Origin of the sequence: Rhodococcus sp. WS1, from assembly GCF_003797745.1 — a bacterium.
Classification (GTDB): domain Bacteria; phylum Actinomycetota; class Actinomycetes; order Mycobacteriales; family Mycobacteriaceae; genus Rhodococcus_F; species Rhodococcus_F erythropolis.
Genome location: NZ_RKLZ01000001.1, coordinates 1519980 through 1539017, shown reverse-complemented (window position 1 = coordinate 1539017; position 19038 = coordinate 1519980). Strand labels below are relative to the sequence as shown.

At 61.2% G+C, this 19038-nt stretch carries 21 protein-coding genes and 2 tRNA genes; all 23 read left to right on the top strand.

The window, feature by feature from the left end:
- The first annotated feature begins 39 nt into the window (after window positions 1-39).
- Window positions 40-112: transfer RNA gene (locus tag EEB12_RS06955), tRNA-Met, on the top strand.
- Between the two features lie 61 nt (window positions 113-173).
- Window positions 174-341: a 50S ribosomal protein L33 gene (rpmG, locus tag EEB12_RS06950; protein WP_003941903.1), complete on the top strand. Its 168-nt coding sequence runs from the start codon at window positions 174-176 to the stop codon at window positions 339-341.
- 86 nt (window positions 342-427) lie between these two features.
- On the top strand, window positions 428-982 hold the full coding sequence (hadA, locus tag EEB12_RS06945) for a (3R)-hydroxyacyl-ACP dehydratase subunit HadA (RefSeq protein ID WP_019744315.1): 555 nt from the start codon (window positions 428-430) through the stop codon (window positions 980-982).
- Window positions 969-1394, top strand: coding sequence for a (3R)-hydroxyacyl-ACP dehydratase subunit HadB (hadB, locus tag EEB12_RS06940; RefSeq protein WP_003941909.1), 426 nt, complete (start codon window positions 969-971; stop codon window positions 1392-1394). Before hadA ends, hadB begins: the two co-directional genes overlap by 14 nt.
- Before the next feature lie 173 nt (window positions 1395-1567).
- A tRNA-Trp gene (locus tag EEB12_RS06935) sits at window positions 1568-1640 on the top strand.
- 31 nt (window positions 1641-1671) lie between these two features.
- Window positions 1672-2175, top strand: coding sequence for a preprotein translocase subunit SecE (secE, locus tag EEB12_RS06930; protein ID WP_003942030.1), 504 nt, complete (start codon window positions 1672-1674; stop codon window positions 2173-2175).
- A gap of 84 nt (window positions 2176-2259) precedes the next feature.
- Complete coding sequence (gene nusG / locus EEB12_RS06925; protein ID WP_141487549.1) at window positions 2260-3096, top strand: transcription termination/antitermination protein NusG; 837 nt, start codon at window positions 2260-2262, stop codon at window positions 3094-3096.
- Window positions 3097-3162: 66 nt separating this feature from the next.
- Complete coding sequence (gene rplK / locus EEB12_RS06920) at window positions 3163-3597, top strand: 50S ribosomal protein L11 (RefSeq protein WP_003941896.1); 435 nt, start codon at window positions 3163-3165, stop codon at window positions 3595-3597.
- Between the two features lie 109 nt (window positions 3598-3706).
- Entirely contained in the window at window positions 3707-4426 is a 720-nt protein-coding gene (rplA, locus tag EEB12_RS06915; RefSeq protein ID WP_003941982.1) for a 50S ribosomal protein L1, read from the top strand.
- Window positions 4427-4577: 151 nt separating this feature from the next.
- A complete protein-coding gene (locus EEB12_RS06910; RefSeq protein ID WP_042453090.1) occupies window positions 4578-5270 on the top strand; it encodes a hypothetical protein in 693 nt (230 codons plus the stop codon).
- A 419-nt stretch (window positions 5271-5689) separates the two neighbouring features.
- Window positions 5690-6274, top strand: a complete 585-nt coding sequence (gene rplJ, locus EEB12_RS06905; protein ID WP_003942074.1) for a 50S ribosomal protein L10 — start codon at window positions 5690-5692, stop codon at window positions 6272-6274.
- A gap of 78 nt (window positions 6275-6352) precedes the next feature.
- The gene (rplL, locus tag EEB12_RS06900; RefSeq protein ID WP_003941857.1) at window positions 6353-6739 is read left to right on the top strand and encodes a 50S ribosomal protein L7/L12; all 387 of its coding nucleotides are present in this window, start codon (window positions 6353-6355) and stop codon (window positions 6737-6739) included.
- A 259-nt stretch (window positions 6740-6998) separates the two neighbouring features.
- Window positions 6999-8120 (top strand): ABC transporter ATP-binding protein, encoded by a 1122-nt coding sequence (locus EEB12_RS06895; RefSeq protein ID WP_024487305.1) that lies wholly within the window; start codon window positions 6999-7001, stop codon window positions 8118-8120.
- A gap of 9 nt (window positions 8121-8129) precedes the next feature.
- Window positions 8130-8924, top strand: coding sequence for an MlaE family ABC transporter permease (locus tag EEB12_RS06890; RefSeq protein ID WP_003942038.1), 795 nt, complete (start codon window positions 8130-8132; stop codon window positions 8922-8924).
- Between the two features lie 5 nt (window positions 8925-8929).
- Window positions 8930-9790, top strand: a complete 861-nt coding sequence (locus EEB12_RS06885) for an MlaE family ABC transporter permease (RefSeq protein WP_003941894.1) — start codon at window positions 8930-8932, stop codon at window positions 9788-9790.
- Complete coding sequence (locus EEB12_RS06880) at window positions 9787-11148, top strand: MCE family protein (protein WP_133728542.1); 1362 nt, start codon at window positions 9787-9789, stop codon at window positions 11146-11148. Before EEB12_RS06885 ends, EEB12_RS06880 begins: the two co-directional genes overlap by 4 nt.
- Window positions 11145-12224 carry an MCE family protein gene (locus EEB12_RS06875; protein WP_019744310.1) on the top strand — a complete coding sequence of 360 codons (1080 nt, stop codon included), beginning with the start codon at window positions 11145-11147 and terminating at the stop codon, window positions 12222-12224. The genes EEB12_RS06880 and EEB12_RS06875 overlap by 4 nt, the downstream gene beginning before the upstream one ends.
- On the top strand, window positions 12221-13216 hold the full coding sequence (locus EEB12_RS06870; RefSeq protein WP_069146240.1) for an MCE family protein: 996 nt from the start codon (window positions 12221-12223) through the stop codon (window positions 13214-13216). The genes EEB12_RS06875 and EEB12_RS06870 overlap by 4 nt, the downstream gene beginning before the upstream one ends.
- Window positions 13216-14469, top strand: coding sequence for an MCE family protein (locus tag EEB12_RS06865; protein WP_003941941.1), 1254 nt, complete (start codon window positions 13216-13218; stop codon window positions 14467-14469). Before EEB12_RS06870 ends, EEB12_RS06865 begins: the two co-directional genes overlap by 1 nt.
- On the top strand, window positions 14466-15743 hold the full coding sequence (locus EEB12_RS06860; RefSeq protein ID WP_020906821.1) for an MCE family protein: 1278 nt from the start codon (window positions 14466-14468) through the stop codon (window positions 15741-15743). The genes EEB12_RS06865 and EEB12_RS06860 overlap by 4 nt, the downstream gene beginning before the upstream one ends.
- Window positions 15740-16987 carry an MCE family protein gene (locus EEB12_RS06855; RefSeq protein WP_019744308.1) on the top strand — a complete coding sequence of 416 codons (1248 nt, stop codon included), beginning with the start codon at window positions 15740-15742 and terminating at the stop codon, window positions 16985-16987. Before EEB12_RS06860 ends, EEB12_RS06855 begins: the two co-directional genes overlap by 4 nt.
- A 99-nt stretch (window positions 16988-17086) precedes the next feature.
- Window positions 17087-17815 carry a hypothetical protein gene (locus EEB12_RS06850; RefSeq protein WP_019744307.1) on the top strand — a complete coding sequence of 243 codons (729 nt, stop codon included), beginning with the start codon at window positions 17087-17089 and terminating at the stop codon, window positions 17813-17815.
- Between the two features lie 45 nt (window positions 17816-17860).
- Window positions 17861-18739 carry a hypothetical protein gene (locus EEB12_RS06845; RefSeq protein WP_069146241.1) on the top strand — a complete coding sequence of 293 codons (879 nt, stop codon included), beginning with the start codon at window positions 17861-17863 and terminating at the stop codon, window positions 18737-18739.
- Window positions 18740-19038 lie beyond the last annotated feature (299 nt).

The window sequence follows — 19038 nt, the reverse complement described above, 5'->3', positions numbered from 1 at the left end:
ATTGTGGTGCCGTGCTTTCCGCGCGACACTCGACACCGAGGCGGTGTAGCTCAGTTGGTAGAGCAAACGACTCATAATCGTTGCGTCGCCGGTTCAAGTCCGGTCACCGCTACACAATATGCATGATCCACCCTGATTGCTCGTAATCAGATACACCCGAAAGAAGGCATCCCGTGGCCTCCTCGACCGACGTTCGGCCCAAGATCACCTTGGCCTGCGAGGTATGCAAGCACCGCAACTACATCACCAAGAAGAATCGGCGCAACGACCCCGATCGCCTGGAGCTCAAGAAGTTCTGCCCCAACTGCGGAACCCACCAGTCGCATCGCGAGTCGAAGTAGTAAGTCCTTAACAGGACGACGATTTTCGCGGAAGACCCTCTCTGGGCCTGCGTCTTCGGGTCCTAGCTAGAAGAGAGTCTCACCGCGTGACAGATTTGCAAGAGAACCAGGCAGCGGCCGAGGTCCCTACGGACCCGGCCGCTCATGCCGTCCAGATGGTCGGTCACCACTATCGTGTCGAAGACTTCTACGAGGTCGGACGCGAGAAGGTGCGCGAGTTCGCTCGCGCCGTCCAGGACGCGCATCCTGCGCACTACGACGAATCGGCAGCCAAAGGCCTCGGATACGACGGCCTGATTGCTCCCATTACGTTCGTCGCCATTGTAGGTGCCATTGCTCAGCGACGTCTGTTCGAAGAGATCGTCACAGGCTACGACTTGAGTCAGATTCTTCAGACCGATCAGCGACTGGTGCTGCACAAGCCCATGCAGGTCGGTGACCGACTCTTCTGCGACGTTTTCCTGGATTCGTTCAGGCAGGCCGCAGGTAGCGACATCATCGTGACCAAGAACATCATCACCGATCAGAACGACGAAGCAGTTGTCACCACGTGGACAACGCTCGTTGCTCGAACGGGTGGGGAAGTGGACGAGAACATCGCCCACGCAGTCAAGGACGTGATGATGCATGTCGCTTCGTAAATTTTCCGACGTGAGTGTCGGCGAACTTCTCCCCGAGAAGTCCGTCACCCTGACGCGTGGAAACCTCGCCAACTACGCGGGTGTTTCGGGAGATCCCAATCCGATTCACTTCAGTGACGAGGTCGCACGACTTGCCGGCTTGCCGGACGTCGTCGCGCACGGCATGCTCTCCATGGGCATCGGTGCCGGCTACGTCACCGAATGGCTGGGGGATCCGGGCGCAGTGACCGAGTACAACGTACGGTTCACGAGCCCGGTGATCGTGGCAGCCGACAAGGCTGCCGAGATCGAGTTCACCGCCAAGGTGAAGTCGATCGACGAAGAAAGCAAGACCGCAGTACTGGCAATCGTGGCCAAGTCCGAAGGTAAGAAGATCTTCGGTCGTGCCACCGCCACGGTCCGTCTAGCCTGATCGCAGGGCGGATTGTGTTTGTTCCGGGGCTTTGAAGTACACTGAGATTTCTGGGATTCCTCAGCGCTGCGCGCTGCCCTGAATGTTGCAAGACATTCACCTCGGGTAGCGCGTATGTTGTGTGATCGCAGAACGGTTGATTCAGGCAGGGTCCACCTGTCGATGTCAACCAAAGGGGCGTAGCTCAACTGGCAGAGCAGCGGTCTCCAAAACCGCAGGTTGCAGGTTCAAGTCCTGTCGCCCCTGCCCCCGGATGCCAGCGACTGAGAGGAACGACGTGAGCGAGGAGCGCGCCAAGCGCGACGCCGACACTTCGGATGCGGAGACTTCACCGTCTGCCGATTCGACCGGTGTCGACGACACTGCAGCTGACGCGACTACGCGTTCCGATCTTTCGTTGGACAAGGACGGTGCCGAGAAGGCTCCCTCCGCATCCAGTGGGGTTTCCAACAAGCCGACCGGCAAGCGCGCTGCACGCGGCGCCTCGGTCAGCGCGTCCACCGTGAAGACTCCGGCCCGGACGGCATCCCGGACATCTTCGGCCAAGCCGACTGCAACGAACCCCGGCAAGAAGCCCAAGGCGAAGAAGGACAACATCTTCAAGCGCCTGCGCAAATTCTTCCGCGAGGTCATCGCAGAACTCCGTAAGGTCATCTGGCCGAACCGCAAGCAGATGATCACCTACACCAGCGTCGTGCTGACGTTCGTGGTCTTCATGGTCGCTTTCATCAGCGGCGTCGATATCGCTGTGATCAAGGGTGTCACCTGGCTGTTCGGCTGATCGCCGTAGCAGTCGGGCGTCTTTGCCTGCGAGCGCGACAAGACCCGACCCGGGTCCGAGTAACGAGAGGAAGCGAGTGCCCCAGTGAGCACCCCCGAGAACGACACGAATGAGGCTTTGGCCGAAGAGCGTGTTTCTGCCGAGGCGGCAGCCGAAGTAGACGTCGTGGTTGCCGAAGGCACCGATGCAGACGTTGCCGAAGGCACTGATGCAGACGCTGCAGCGACCGAGGACGTCATCTCCGACGATGCCGAGAACTCCGACGAGGCCGCTCCCGCCGCCGAGCTCGAGGTCGAGGATCCCGTTGCCGAACTCAAGGCTGCGCTGCGCCGCGCCCCGGGTGACTGGTACGTCATCCACTCGTACGCCGGTTACGAGAACAAGGTCAAAGCCAACCTCGAGACTCGCGTTCAGAACCTCGATGTCGGCGACTACATCTTCCAGGTGGAAGTTCCCACCGAAGAGGTCACCGAGATCAAGAACGGCCAGCGCAAGCAGGTCAACCGCAAGGTTCTGCCCGGATACATCCTCGTTCGCATGGAGCTCAACGACGAGTCGTGGGGCGCCGTGCGCAACACGCCTGGTGTCACCGGTTTTGTCGGTGCCACGTCGCGTCCCTCGCCGCTGACCCTCAACGAGGTCGTCAAGTTCCTGCTCCCGCAGCAGGAGCAGAAGAAGCAGCAGGCTGCAGCGGCCGCCGTCGCAGCAGGCGAGGCACCGTCCGAGTCCTTCGGCAAGCCCCTCATCGAGGTCGACTTCGAGGTCGGCGAGTCGGTCACCGTCATGGACGGCCCGTTCGCAACCCTTCCGGCCAGCATCAGCGAGGTCAACGGCGAGCAGCAGAAGCTCAAGGTTCTCGTGTCGATCTTCGGTCGTGAAACCCCGGTTGAGCTCAACTTCAACCAGGTCGCGAAGATCTGACCACCCCAAAACTTGCAATTTGTTCGACGCAAGACACACACCCAAGCTAGAAACTAGGAACTAGAGATGCCCCCAAAGAAGAAGAAGCTCGCCGGGCTCATCAAGCTGCAGATCCAGGCAGGTCAGGCTAACCCTGCACCTCCCGTGGGTCCCGCGCTCGGTCAGCACGGCGTGAACATCATGGAGTTCTGCAAGGCCTACAACGCGGCGACTGAGTCCCAGCGCGGCAACGTTGTGCCGGTCGAGATCTCGGTCTACGAAGACCGGACCTTCGATTTCAAGCTGAAGACCCCTCCCGCCGCCAAGCTGCTCCTCAAGGCAGCCGGCGTCGCCAAGGGCTCCGGCGAACCGCACAAGACCAAGGTTGCCTCGGTGACCATGGATCAGGTGCGCGAAATCGCGAAGACCAAGGCTGAAGACCTCAATGCCAATGACATCGAGCAGGCCGCGAAGATCATCGCCGGCACCGCTCGTTCCATGGGCATCACGGTCCAGGGCTGATAGTCCGCTCCACAGCATTACGTGGGAGGGCCGGCCAGGCCCCGACCACAACTGAACCATTCACCACTGCACAGGTAATTCGCTGCAGTGACAAGTAAGGACAGAACAAATGGCAAAGCGCAGCAAGGCGTACCTCGCCGCCGCTGAGAAGATCGACGCAGACAAGCTCTACAGCCCGCTTCAGGCTGCAAAGCTCGCCAAGGAGACGTCGTCCACCAAGATGGATGCAACCGTTGAGGTTGCAGTTCGTCTGGGCGTCGACCCCCGTAAGGCTGACCAGATGGTCCGCGGAACGGTCAACCTGCCCCACGGCACCGGTAAGACCGCTCGCGTCATCGTGTTCGCTGTTGGCGAGAAGGCAGCAGAAGCCGAGGCTGCAGGCGCTGACGTAGTCGGTGCAGAAGACCTGATCGAGCGCATCCAGGGTGGATGGGTCGATTTCGACGCCGCAATCGCGACTCCTGATCAGATGGCCAAGGTCGGCCGCATCGCCCGTGTCCTCGGACCGCGTGGCCTGATGCCGAACCCGAAGACGGGCACCGTCACGGCGGATGTCACCAAGGCTGTCAACGACATCAAGGGCGGAAAGATCAACTTCCGCGTCGACAAGCAGGCCAACCTGCACTTCGTCATCGGCAAGGCATCGTTCGACGATGAGAAGCTGGTGGAGAACTACGGCGCAGCCCTGGACGAGATCCTGCGTGCGAAGCCCTCGTCGGCCAAGGGTCGCTACGTGAAGAAGATCACGGTCTCGACCACCACCGGTCCGGGCATCCCGGTGGATCCGAACCGTACTCGCAACCTCCTCGAGGATGCTGCAGACGCGTAAGCAGTCCGCATACGAACAAGAAGGCCGGCAGGGATCACTCCCTGCCGGCCTTCTTGCCGTTTCGGGAGAGTGTGATCCCTGCCGGTGGTATCGGTCCATCGGTGGTATCGGTCCAACGGTGGTATCGATCTAACGGTGGCATCATCGGGGTATGCACGAAGCGTTCCAGTTCCTCGGAAACTTTTGGTGGCTGATCTTCGTTTTCGGCGGCACCATCGGTGGGGCGCTGAAAGGTGTCGCGGTTGCCAACGAAAGGCGGATCGAGCGCCGGCAAGAGCGCTTCCGGCTCAAGCAGCAGACCAAGGTCGCCATCGCGCAAGCCAACGCACAACATCACGCCGACGAAGAAACACAGCGCCGAGAGCTGGCCAAGGCAATCGAGCAGCACGATGCGGTCGACGCCCGATGGTTCTCGTACGAACTCGATCCGGTCACACTGCTCGACACCCCGATGATGACGGACATGCGCGAGCCTTTGACCGCCGATTTTCATCGAGCCAAATATCGTGCCGATCTGCTTCGCCCAGGCAATCCGGAGACGATGATCGGCAACCAGCAGGCACAAACCGAGTACCGCGAGGCGGTGCACGCTTACTCGATCGCCTTCGAAATCGCGGAAGCTGAGGCGAAGCGCCGCCGACGGAGCGGATTCACCCTCGACGAACAAGAACGCCTGGTAAGGGCGCAACGTCTGCTGCGACTGGCCATGGACGAGGGCGCGACGCCACAGGAACGTCAGAGTGCGTACCGGAAGGCCCACAAGGAACTCGATGGACTGCTGGTGTTGCCGGACCGAGCTCGGGCAGCAATCGAACACAAGATCGCCAGGGCTATCGGTGCTTGAAGGAATCGGGTGCGTGACGAACCCGATTTGGTTATGCAGCGAGTAGTCAGGTAGTCTTCGACGCGGAGTTCAGTGCTGGATATGAACTTCACCCCAAAATCATGTTCTACCCAAGACCGTTGGTGATTGCACTCAGTAATGAGTGTGGTTGAAAGTCCGGGAGTGCCCGGCGGCCCACGTAGGTGAACGAGGTAGGGGGATAGCTTGATGTAGTGGTTCTACAGTTTGCCTGGTTATGCACTGCTTTGCGTTGCATCGTTACGCTGATTCGTAAGCCTCTTCTTCATGTTTCCTCTGTACGCCCCGTGCGCTTGCGCCGGGGCGTTTTGCATGTCGCGGACTGTGTCTTCTCGGGTTCACCCCGATGAGGTGCAGCGGTTCCTGAGTGGGACAACGACTGTCACGAGAGGAGGCGAAGTATGGCAAAGCCTGAGAAGGTTTCCGCAGTTGCGGAAATCACCGAGCAGTTCAAGGGTTCGACCGCCGCTGTGGTCACGGAATACCGTGGCCTTTCGGTTGGCAACATCACGACACTGCGACGCGCTCTCGGAGAAGGTGCCACCTACTCCGTCGCCAAGAACACCCTGGTCAAGCGTGCCGCCGCAGAGGCTGGCATCGAGGGCCTTGATGACCTGTTCGTTGGTCCGACCGCCATTGCATTCATCAAGGGCGAACCGGTCGACGCTGCGAAGGCTCTGAAGAACTTCGCTAAGGACAACAAGGCGCTCATCATCAAGGGCGGCTACATGGACGGCGCTGCGCTGTCCGTGGAAGAGGTCAACAAGATCGCGGATCTCGAATCCCGCGAAATCCTGTTGGCAAAGCTTGCCGGCGCGATGAAGGGCAACTTGGCAAAGGCCGCAGGCCTGTTCAATGCTCCCGCTTCGCAGATGGCCCGTTTGGCCGCTGCCCTGCAGGAGAAGAAGGCCGCAGAAGGCGGAGCCGCAGAGGCCCCCGCAGAGGCTGCCACCGAGGCTCCGGCCGAGGCCGAAGCCGAAAGCTGATCCGCACCCGCGCATCACTGCTATAACCCCGCCCGGTCGCGGATCAGCGACATGGGACTTACAGGAAGGACCGCCACAATGGCGAAGCTCAGCACCGAAGAGTTGTTGGACCAGTTCAAGGAGCTCACCCTCCTCGAGCTCTCGGAGTTCGTTAAGGCATTCGAGGAGACCTTCGAGGTCACCGCTGCTGCTCCCGTCGCCGTCGCCGCTGCAGGCGCACCGGCTGCCGGCGCAGAAGCTGCTGAAGAGCAGGACGAGTTCGACGTCGTCCTCGAGTCGGCTGGCGACAAGAAGATCCAGGTCATCAAGGTCGTCCGTGAGGTCGTTTCCGGCCTCGGCCTGAAGGAAGCCAAGGACCTCGTCGAGAGCGCTCCGAAGGCCATCCTCGAGAAGGTTGCCAAGGACGCCGCAGAGGCTGCCAAGGAAAAGCTCGAAGCTGCCGGCGCAAAGATCGTCATCAAGTAAGACGGTTTTCCCGCTGCTCTTCGCGAGTAGTAACGAAGAGGGCCACTCCCCACGGGGAGTGGCCCTCTTTTTTTGAACTTTTTTCGCGGGTGATATGTCGGAATCCATGCAGGTGGGAGGGGTGCCCGAACTAGGCTGTGACCTGAATTATGCTTCTTCCCTACTCGTTAGTAGTATTCGCAGTCACGGGTACCACTCCCATGCGATAGAGTGACCCAACCCACACGGGTGCATGCATGCAACGGACGTCGCGGAGGTAATGGTGGGAGTCGAGGTAGCGGTACAAGGACTGACAAAGTCTTTCGGGTCGCAGAGGATTTGGCAGGACGTGTCGTTGACACTTCCCGCGGGTGAGGTCAGCGCACTGCTCGGGCCTTCGGGTACCGGTAAGTCGGTGTTCCTGAAGTCCCTGATCGGACTGCTCCGCCCTGAACAAGGCTCCATTGTCATCGACGGCACGGACATCCTGCAGTGCTCCTCCAAGGAGCTCTACGAGATCCGCAAGCTGTTCGGCGTTCTGTTCCAGGACGGCGCACTGTTCGGCTCGATGAACTTGTACGACAACATCGCATTCCCGCTTCGTGAGCACACCAAGAAGTCGGAATCCGATATCCGCAAGATCGTGATGGAGAAGCTCGATCTCACGGGTCTGGTCGGCGCCGAGGACAAGCTTCCCGGTGAGATCTCCGGCGGTATGCGCAAGCGTGCCGGTCTTGCGCGTGCACTCGTTCTCGATCCCGAGATCATCCTCGTCGACGAGCCTGACTCCGGTCTGGATCCGGTGCGTACGACGTACATCAGCCAGACGCTGATCGACATCAACGCCCAGTCGGACGCGACGATTCTGATCGTCTCGCACAACATCAACCTCGCACGCACGGTGCCGGACAACATCGGCATGCTCTTCCGTCGTCAGTTGGTGATGTTCGGTCCTCGTGAGGTGCTGCTCACCTCTGACGAGCCCGTCGTCAAGCAGTTCCTCAACGGAACGATGATCGGTCCGATCGGTATGTCGGAGGAAAAGGACGAGGCTCAGATGGCGCACGAGCAGGCGCTCGTCGACGCCGGTCACCACGCCGGTGGTGTCGACGACGTCGAGGGCATCGTGCCGCAGATGAAGGCCACCCCCGGAAACCCGGAGCGTCAGGCTGTTCGTCGTCGCCAGGAGCGCGTCCGCCAGATCATGCACACCCTCCCAGCTAACGCTCAGGCGGCAATTCAGGACAGCCTCGACGAGGTTGACGGAACTGGGCAGTACGCTCCCCAGTACGCCGACGCGAGCGGCTATCAGGGGGAGTGGAACGACAACTCGCAAGACACGCAGGTCATTCCTGCATACGAGGGCGATCCCTACGGAAACACGACACACGGGCAAGGGTAGGCATATCGGATGGGGGTTACCCGCAACTCGGTTCTGAGTCCGGTCAACGGAGCATTAACTCAGGCCGGAAACATCGTCGAACTGTTTGTCGACGTCGTCAGGAATACGTTCCGGCGTCCATTTCAGTTCCGTGAGTTCATCGAGCAGGCCTGGTTCATCGCCAGCGTGACAATTTTGCCGACGGCATTGGTAGCCATTCCTTTCGGCGCCGTCGTCTCACTGCAGACCGGTTCGCTGATCAAGCAGTTGGGTGCAGAATCGTTCACCGGCGCTGCCAGCGTCCTGGCGGTGATCCAGCAGGGTAGCCCTCTGGTGACAGCATTGTTGGTCGCCGGTGCGGCCGGATCGGCCGTGACGGCCGACCTCGGTTCTCGAACCATTCGCGAAGAGATCGACGCGATGGAAGTCCTCGGAATCAATCCGATTCAGCGCCTGGTGGTTCCGCGTGTACTCGCGATGGTGCTGATCGCTGTGCTGCTCAACGGACTGGTGTCCGTGGTCGGTATCGCGGGTGGTTACTTCTTCAACGTGATCCTGCAGGGCGGTAACCCCGGTGCCTACATCTCCTCGTTCTCAGCTTTTGCGCAGCTACCGGACATTTGGAGCGGTGAGATCAAAGCCGCGGTGTTCGGTGTCATCGCCGGTGTGATCTCCGCGTACAAGGGACTCCACCCATCCGGTGGCCCGAAGGGCGTCGGTGAGGCGGTGAACCAGGCCGTCGTCATCACGTTCCTGCTGTTGTTCTTCGCCAATCTGATTCTGACGATGGTGTACCTCCAGATCGTGCCGGCGAAGGGATCTTGACCTAAATGACCATCGCACGAGGCCGCGGCGATCAGTTCCTGCTGAAGAGCCGCAAAGTTGCCAGAATTCCAGTGAACGCGTTGGACCGCGCGGGCGAGCAGATGTCGTTCTATGCGCGCGCCATCGCATGGACCCCGCGCACCCTGCATCGGTATCGGAAGGAGACGCTTCGGCTGCTCGCCGAAGTGACCTTCGGTAGCGGTGCGCTCGCAGTCATCGGCGGAACGATCGGCGTCATCGCGATGATGTCGGGATTCACCGGTGTTGTCGTCGGTCTGCAGGGCTTCGCCGCTCTGGAGCAGTTGGGTAGCTCGGTCCTGACCGGCTTCCTGTCCGCATACGTCAACACCCGTGAGATCGCTCCGATCGTTGCGGCTCTTGCGCTCTCGGCCACGGTGGGTTGTGGTTTCACCGCTCAACTCGGTGCCATGCGAATCTCCGAAGAGATCGATGCACTGGAGGTCATGGCAGTTCCGTCAGTGCCGTTCCTGGTCACGACCCGCATGATCGCCGGCTTCGTCGCCGTCATCCCGCTGTACATCGTGGGTCTGCTTGCGGCGTACCTCGCGTCGCGAGTGATCAGTACCGTGTTCAACGGGCAGTCGACGGGCTCGTACGACCACTACTTCAATCTGTTCCTGCCACCGCAGGACGTGCTGTATTCGTTTGCGAAAGTCCTGGTCTTCGCCTTCGTGCTGATTCTGATCCACTGCTATTACGGGTTCCATGCCTCGGGTGGTCCCGCAGGCGTCGGCGTGGCCGTCGGCCGCGCTGTTCGCGCCGCAATCGTCACGATCGCCGTTCTCGACTTCTTCCTCAGCCTCGCAATCTGGGGCACCACGACGACAGTGAGGGTGGCCGGATGATCGAGGCTCCGTCAGTCCTGCGCCGCCGTGTGCTCGGACTCGTGTTCTTCGTGGTGTTGGCACTGTTCCTGGCCTTCACCATCGGAACCTTCAACAAGTCGTTCAAGGACGTCGTGAAGATCGACCTCGTCACCGACACCGTCGGAAATGCATTGCCACCCAACGCGGACGTCAAGGTTCGTGGTCTGCTGGTCGGCGAGGTGCGATCCGCGTCGACAAAAGACGGCCAGGTCACCTCGGTCCTCGCGATCGAACCGGACAAGGCTGATCTGATTCCGTCGAACGTGACGGCACGTCTGCTCCCGAAGACGCTTTTCGGTGAGCGATACGTCTCCCTGATCATTCCGGAGGGAACCACCGCTGCGCCGATTTCCGCGGGAACGGTGATCCAGCAGGACAAGAGCGGAAACGCTGTCGAGGTCGGCGACGTTCTGGACGGACTGCTCCCACTTCTGCAGGCGATTCCGCCGCAGGATCTGGCGAACACTCTCGGTTCTCTCGCGCAGGGTCTGACGGGACGCGGCGCTGAGCTCGGTCTGACGGTCGATCGTCTCGAGGAGATCTTCCGCGGCGTCAATACCGAACTGCCCGCGGTTCAAGAGGATCTGCGCAAGTTCGCGGACTTCTCCCAGACGTACTCGGACGCTGCGCCCGATCTGATCAACGCTCTCGACAATCTGCGGACCACGGGTACCACGGTGGTTCAGAAGCAGGACCAGTTGCGGACTCTGCTGGCGTCGCTCACCGTGACATCGTCGGACACCGCAGCCTTCCTCGAAGCGAACTCGTCCTCGATCATCACGCTCGCTGCGGATTCGAAGGAAGCTCTCCAGCTTCTGGCTCAGTACTCACCGACGTTCGGGTGCACGTTCAAGGGCTTCTCGGACACCGCCCCGGAAGCTGCCAAGATCCTGTCCACCGACGCGCCCAATCCTGGTGTGCGTGCGAGTATTCAGATCGTGAACCCCAAGGGTCGCTACCTGCCCAACCAGGACGAGCCACGGCTCGTCGACAACCGCGGCCCGGTTTGCTACGACAACGTCACCGAGCCAGGTCGTCCGTTCCCGCAGTACCCCGGTGGTTCGTACGGTGACGGTTCCTACCAGGTTCCTTCCCGCAATCCCGGTCCCGCCACCATGGAATTCCTGCCTGCACCCGAGGGCTCCGGACCTCAGTTGTTCTCGACCAACAACAGCGGTCCTGCTCAGCAGGCCGGCTACGCGGGCTCGAAACTCGAAGAGGATACGTTGAAGGTGATCTACGGACAGGCCAACGGTGTTGCGCCGGACGATGTTCCGGCGTGGACCACGATGGTCAGTGCTCCGGCATTTTCCGGTGCGGAGGTGAGCGTCCAATGAGAGGACTCGCAGCTCCACTGACAAAGCTCATCATCTTCGTGGTGGTCACCGTCCTGGCGACAGGATTGCTGGCCGCCAGCATCGCCAACCTCGGCGGCGGCGGAGGCACCAAGTTCAACGCCGTCTTCTCCGACGTCACCTCGTTGAACGAGGGTGACGAGGTGCGCATCGCCGGTGTTCGTGTCGGACAGGTCGAGAAGATCGCGATCGTCAACGACAACCAGGCCGAGGTGCAGTTCTCGGTGTCCGACCGTGATTGGTTGCCTGCCAGTTCCATCGCCACGATCCGGTTCCGCAACCTGGTCGGGCAGCGATACATTTCGCTCTCGCAAGGTGAAGGCAGCCAGGGGCAGAAGATCACCGGCGGCGACACCCTGCCGTTGGCGCAGACTCGCCCGGCAGTAAATCTCACGACGCTGTTCAACGGCTTCAAGCCGCTGTTCACCACCCTGAGCGCTGACGACGTCAACAAGCTGTCCTACCAGATCATCCAGGTCTTCCAGGGGGAGTCCGGCACCATCAGCGAACTCGTCCGCAACACAGCGAGTTTGACCAACACCGTCGCGGACAAGGACGCCGTCATCGGGGCGGTGATCAAGAACCTCAACGACGTTCTCGACACAGTCAACGCGAACGACAAGAACCTCGATTCGCTGATCGTCAACACCCAGCAACTCGTCACCGGGTTGGCCAACGAGCGCGGTGTCGTCGGTTCGGCCGTCACCTCACTCGCCGGGTTGACCGATGCGACGGCAGATCTGCTCGAGCCGACGCGGCCGTCGATTCAGGGCTCGATCACGGCGCTCAACACGCTGGCGACCACACTCAACCGTCGCAGTGACGACGTGAACGCGGTGCTCGAGACCTTGCCGGTCAAGCTCGACAAGCTCGCTCGCGTAGCGAGTTACGGTTCCTGGTTCCAGTTCTACCTGTGCGGAATCGACATCGTTGCCGGTCCCGGACAGTCTGCGTCGCTGAATCTGCCCACCGGCCTGCCGACGGTCAATCAGCCGATTTACACCAACGCGGCCACGCGATGCACTCAAGACGGTATGAGGGAGTTGCAAGGTCGATGAGTAAACGTCGCAGTCCGGCAATGGCCGGAGCCATCGGTATCTTCGTGGTGCTGTTGGCCACTTTGTCCGCGTTCTTCCTCGATTCGCTTCCGTTCGTGGGAGCAGGCTCGTCCTACTCCGCCGAGTTCTCCGAAGCTGCGGGTCTCAAGCCTGGTAACGAGGTTCGTATCGCCGGCGTGAAGGTCGGCAAGGTCACTTCCGTCGATCTCGACGGTGACCGTGTTCTCGTCGACTTCAAGGTCAGTGACGCGTGGGTGGGAGATCAAACCTCTGCGTCCATTCAGATCAAGACGATTCTGGGACAGAAGTACCTCGCACTCGATCCGCGCGGAACCGACAACCTCGATCCCAAGGACCGGATTCCGCTCGAGCGCACCACCTCTCCGTACGACGTCGTTCAGGCCTTCTCGGCAGCGGCGGACACCGTCGGCGACATCGACACCGACCAGTTGGCGAAGAGCATGGAGACGTTGTCCCAGGCATTCTCCGAGACACCTGTCGATGTCCGCGCTTCGCTCGACGGTGTCAGTCGGCTGTCGCAGACGATCGCGAGCCGCGATCAGGACCTGCAGAAGCTCTTCGCCGCCACCGGGAAGACGTCGCAGATTCTTGCGGATCGCAACAAGGAATTCACCCAGCTGATCCGTGACGGCGGACTTCTGGTGCAGGAGCTCAACAATCGCCAGCAAGCGATTTCGCAGCTGCTCACCGGAACTCAGCGCGTCTCTCAGCAGCTCACCGGTCTCGTTCGTGACAACGAGGCGGCAATCGGGCCGGCGCTGACGCAGCTCAACGGCGTCATCGACATCTTGAAGGCCAACAACGAGAACTTGGACAAGGCACTGAAGCTCTACGAACCCTTCATTCGCTTGTACGCCAACGTGGTCGGCAACGGCCGTTGGTTCGACCAGGTCGTCGTGAACCTCCTTCCGCCGGGTCTGCCGGATATTCCGGGCTACCGTGACCCCGTTCGTACGTTGGGAGGCAACTGATGGCTGATACTGCCGAAGCCGGAAGCGGCTCCAAGAAGCGCTCGGTCGCGATCATCGCCGCTGTTCTGATCGGGTTACTCGTAATCGGTGGCGCGCTGTGGTGGGTGTTCACTCGCGCCGGTACCACCAAGATCACCGCCTACTTCGACAAGTCGGTGGGTATCTACGACGGTTCCGACGTTCGTGTTCTCGGTGTCAAGGTCGGCACCGTTGAATCCGTCGAACCTCAGGGAGATCAGGTCAAGGTCGAGTTGCGCGTCGATCGTGGGATCGACATCCCCGCCGGTGCCAGTGCCGCTCAGATCACGCCTTCGGTGGTTGCCGACCGCTACATCCAGCTGACACCGGTCTTCACCGGCGGCGACAAGATGGCCAGCGGTGCAGTCATTCCGATCGAGAAGACTGCGACGCCCGTCGAGGTCGACCAGTTGTACTCCAGCATCGACGAACTCGCGTCGGCGCTCGGTCCCGAAGGTGCCAACAAGAACGGCGCGCTGTCCGATTTCGTCGAGACGGGTGCGGCCAACCTCGAGGGCAACGGTGAAGCGTTGGGAGACAGCATCACCAACCTCTCGGATGCCGCACGGACGCTCAATGATTCGCGTGACAACATCTCGCTCACCATCAAGAACCTGGATACTTTCGTGGGCGCTCTCGCGGCCAACGATCAGCAGGTGCGTCAGTTCAACACCCAGCTGTCGGACCTGACCGGATTCTTGGCAGGTGAGCGCGACGATCTCGGTGCCGCTCTGAACCAGCTCTCGATTGCTCTCGGCGACGTCGCGAAGTTCGTGGCCGACAACCGCGATCAGTTGGTCCAGACAACCGAGGGTCTCGTCGAACCGACACAGACATTGGCGAACAACAAGGAAGCACTGGCCAACACGCTCACCATGCTTCCGCTGGCGATCTCCAACCTGGTCAACTCGTACGACGCCGAATCAGGTGTGCTGGCTTCACGTCTGGCGTTCCCTGATCTTCAGAACCCGGCCGGCGTGCTCTGCAAGTTGATGGACCTCGGCAAGCTGTTGCCCGGTGATCCTCGGTTCGAGGCATTGGGAAGGCAGATGCAACCGGCTATCGACCAGTGCGCAAACGTCGCGGCGATGACCGACGCAGCCAATCAGGCTGCAGGCCTGAACCTTCCCTTCGGCATCCTTGCCGGTTCCGAACGACAGATGCAGGTAGTTCCGGGCACTGTGCCCGGCGTCGTGTCACCGCGACTGACCAGTGGAAACGGGGAGGGCGAGTGAAGCGTTCATTGATAGTCGGCGCCGGACTGTGCGCCGTCCTGATCTCGGCAACAGCCTGCTCGTCCGAGGGAATCTACGCGGTTCCGCTTCCCGGCGGTCCCGATGTGGGTTCCGATCCGATGCACTTGACCATTCAGTTCGACGATGTCTTGGACCTTGTTCCGCAGTCCGCTGTGAAGGTCGACGGTGTTCCGGTCGGTCGAGTCGACGACGTGTCGGTCGGACCGGACGGATGGACCGCGGACGTCGGAATCATCCTCGACTCGTCGGTTGATCTACCCGCCAACGCAATTGCCGCGGTCGAGCAGACCAACCTGCTCGGCGAGAAGTTCATCCAGTTGTCGGCCCCGCCGTCCGGACCGGACTCTGCGAAGCTGGCCGACGGAGACCTGATTCCGCTCGATCGCACTCGCCACGCCACGGAGATCGAGCAGGTTCTCGGCGCATTGTCGCTGCTGCTCAACGGCGGCGGTGTGGGCCAGTTGCAACCCATCGTCGAAGAACTCGGGGCCGCATTCGACGGTCGCGAGGGCAAGACGAGAAGTCTTCTGGAGCAGGCGAACACACTCATCGGTGGGCTCAACGAACAGCGTGACGACATCACCCGCGCGCTCGACGGCCTGGATGTGCTCTCGACCCGCGTCAACGATCAGAACGAGAAGATCGGGAAGATTCTCGAGGAACTCCCCGTTGCGACACAGGTTCTCAACGAGCAGCGCCCGCAGCTGACGCAGATGCTTGCTCAGGTGGATCGACTCGGAACAGTGGGAACCGACGTCCTCACACAGTCCAAGGACGATCTGATCGCTGATCTTCAGGCTCTGCGTCCGACGCTGCAGGCGCTCGCAGACTCTGGTGACGACTTCGTCGGGGCACTTCCATTCCTTCCGACGTTCCCGTTCCCGGACGGTGTCGAGAAGATTGCGCAGGGTGGTTCCGTGAACCTCTTCCTGAGCGTCGACTTGCAGATCGGCAACACTCTCTCGGGTCTCGGTGTCGGACAGGGTGAACCGGAATACCGTCAGCCGAAGTTCGGCAATCCCAAGCCGGTGGTAGATCCGTCCAACCCGTACTACAACGGAAACGGACCGCGGCCGGGTTGGCCGACGGTGTCGCTGCTGCCGATCGCTCCGATCCTGCCGCAGATCCCCGTCGTCGCCGGTCTACCCGCCACCACGGCCGGTGACCCGGCAACACCGGCTCCGGCAGCGGACCCACTCAACCCCATCCAGGGAATGCTGGAACAGTTCGGAATCGGTGGTGATGGACAGTGAGATCAGCTCTGGTCAGATGGCAGCTCGTCGGCTTCGTGGTGGTCGCGCTTCTGGGTCTCATCTACGTCGGCGCCAAGTACGTGCGTCTGGACAACCTCATGGGGTTCGGTCAGTACACGGTCAAGACCGAATTGGCCACGTCCGGTGGAATTTTCACCAACGCCGAAGTGACGTATCGCGGTGTGCCGGTCGGTCGAGTGGGCGACATGTCGTTGACCGAGGACGGAATTCAGGTCGACCTGAAGATCGACAACAGTGCTCCGGAGATTCCCGCGTCGGCCCGTGCAGTCGTGGCCAACCGCTCCGCCATCGGTGAGCAGTACGTCGACCTTCAGCCCGATACAGATCAGGGACCGTTCCTCGCGGACGGCTCGGTGATCGCGGTGGGGGACACCACAACTCCGATCCCGATCGAGGATGTGCTGACCAGTGCCAACGGCTTGGTCAAGTCCGTGCCGGTCGACGCGCTCCACACCGTCGCCGTCGAACTCGGTGCCGCATTCAACGGCAAGGGCGAGGACATTCAGGTCCTGGCCGATTCGCTGTCCGGTCTCTCGCAGTCCGGGCTCGACACTCTGCCTCAGACGCTCGCGCTGATTCGGAACAGTGAGACGGTACTGACGACGCAGTCGGATCAGTCCTCCGCGATCAAGCAGTTCAGTACCGATCTCGATGCTGTCACGGCGCAGTTGAGGACCAGCGATCCGGACATCCGTCGCTTGATCGACAACGGCATCCCGGCCAGCGATCAGATCGGTGCCCTCATCAACGAGGCGGGCCCGAGCCTGACGACTGACCTGACCAATCTTGCCGCGACCACCAAGACGCTTGCACCCCGAACGATCGCGCTGCAGCCGTTCCTGATCTTCCTTCCCGGCCTGGCCGCTGCCGCACCGACGGTTGCTCCCGGCGACGGAACGGTCCATCAGGGCTTGGTGCTCGAGACCAACAATCCGCTCTCGTGCACGGTGGGTTACGAAGGCACCATGGCGATCCTGGACGAGATGAAGCGTCAGAATCCCAACTTCGACGACACCCAGCAGGATTTCCCGCTCAACACCGCGGCGTCGTGTGAGACGCCGCTGGGCAGCGAGACGGGCGTCCGCAGTGCCAACCGCGTGGTGTACGCCGATCCCGACACGATCCAGCCTTGGGACTTCAAGCCGAAGGTCGATCCGGACAAGTTGAACCTCAACCCGATCGCGACGCAGTTGGCGCCGTTGCTCGGAGTGACACCGAAGTAGACCGATCCGAATGTGGTCGAGTTTGTGCAGTTCAGGCTACTGAGTTGTGGCAGTTGACGATTCGCCGCCAGAGGCTGGGCAAAACAGGTAAGTAGGGTAGTGAGTGTGATTCAGAGAAACAGTTCCCCGCAGTCCGGCGGGCCCGAGCAAGTCGAATCGGGAGCGCCGACAACCGGTAGACCGAAGGGGCTGACAGCGTCTCTGATTGCGGTCGGTGTCTTGCTTCTGGCGGCAGTGGTTGCGCTCGGTGTGTTCGGCGTCCCGTACGTTCGGGCGCTCACCACCGACCGCACCACAGCCGAGATGCGTGACGACGCGCTGATCGGTGCGCAGCAAGTCGCGATCAACCTCAATAACGCGGATTCGGCCAATCTCGACCAGTCGATCGAGAACATGCGTTCTTCGGTGACCGGTGACGAGATGACGACGTATCTGCAGACCGTTCAGGATTCCATCACCGACGAGTTGCGTAACTCGGGTTCGAAGGCTGACACCGAAGTTGTGCAGTCCGCGCTGACCGAGCTCAATACCGATGACCGGACCGCCACGGCACTGGTCGTCGTTCGAGTCACCACGACCCAGGGCAACCAGTTCGTCAAGAATCAGCTCGGCATGCGGCTGGGCATGGTCGAGGTCGACGGGGTCTGGAAGGCGCAGTCCGCTGATCCGATCGGATCGCGGCTCGATCTCGGCTCGGGCACTCTGCCGGCTGCCGACGGCTCCACGCCTGCTCCTGACGCAACGCCCGCACCCGGTTCGGGGACCGAAGCACCTGCATCCGGTGCTCCTGCACCGACAACCGAGGGTGGTGATTCCGGTGGCCAGTAGTTCGTCGAACCTGCACACCGACATCCCTCGAAGGAGAAGCGCGTAATGCCACCCAAACGTCGTACCGGCGGACCGTCCTCCCCTCAGAACCGTCGGCCGAAGATCGCTGGAAGCGCTCGTTCGCTCAACGTCCCCGCGGGGACGTCCGATTCGGACCCGGTCGAGCCTACGATCGAACAGCCGGAAGAAGAGACACAGGAGGCTGTGAAGCCGGAGGCTGTGAAGCCAGAGGTTGCGAAGCCGAAGGTTGCGAAGCCGACGCTCACGAAGGCCGAGTCCGGAGACATCGAGCCGCCGAAGACGGAAACCGACGCTCCGGAATCCACACCAGGCCCCGATCTGACCAAACCGGCGAAAACCGTCGCAGACGAGCCCAAGCCCCCTGCTACCCCGGAGACGGGCGCGGCGGAGTCGGCGACAACTGCTACACAATCCAAGGCCGGTTGGCGCCTGGTCGCGATCCTGGGGGCCGCAGCGGTCATCGTCGCGATCCTCGCCGGCATCGCCTTCTTCAAAGTCGGGGCGAAGACGGACGACATCGCCTGGGTGGACGAAGGCGCCACGGCTGAGGTTCTTCGTGTGACGCCGTCGGCGTTGGCTGCAGTCTTCACGTTCTCGCCCGACACGTTCGACGCCGATTTCGACAAGGGTGTCCAGGGCCTGAACCAGTCGATGCGCGATCAGCTGACGCAGTACAAGGACACGCAGAAGGCCGGCGTCGAACAAACTCAGACGGCAACGACCGCTGATGTCCCGCTGATCGGGATCACACGACTCGAGAAGGACCGGGCACAGTTGCTCGCCCAACTGAACGTCAGCTCGACGCAGAACGGCGTGGCGGCAGACTCTCGCTCCGGAATGGTCATCGTGAGTCTGGAGAAGCAGGACGGAAACTGGCTGATCTCGGAGATTCGCGACCAGTAGCTCGGAGATTCGCGACCAGTACCAGCGCGAAGATCTGGACCGACGCACGATGTCGGTCCAGATTTTTCGTATGTGACGCCGTTGCTGGCTACACTTCCGGTGGCAGTGTTCGAATGCGCGTCACGAATGTTCGAATGCTGCGACACGCGCTCTCGCCCTTGACGGAGCGGTCCGCAAGGTCCACTCTGATCGGTGAACATGCACGGACGAGTGATCGGCAGTCTCACGTCAGTATCTGAATTCGACCCTCAGTTACACCCGACTCGACATTTCCAGAGTAAGGGTGTACTTTTGGACGT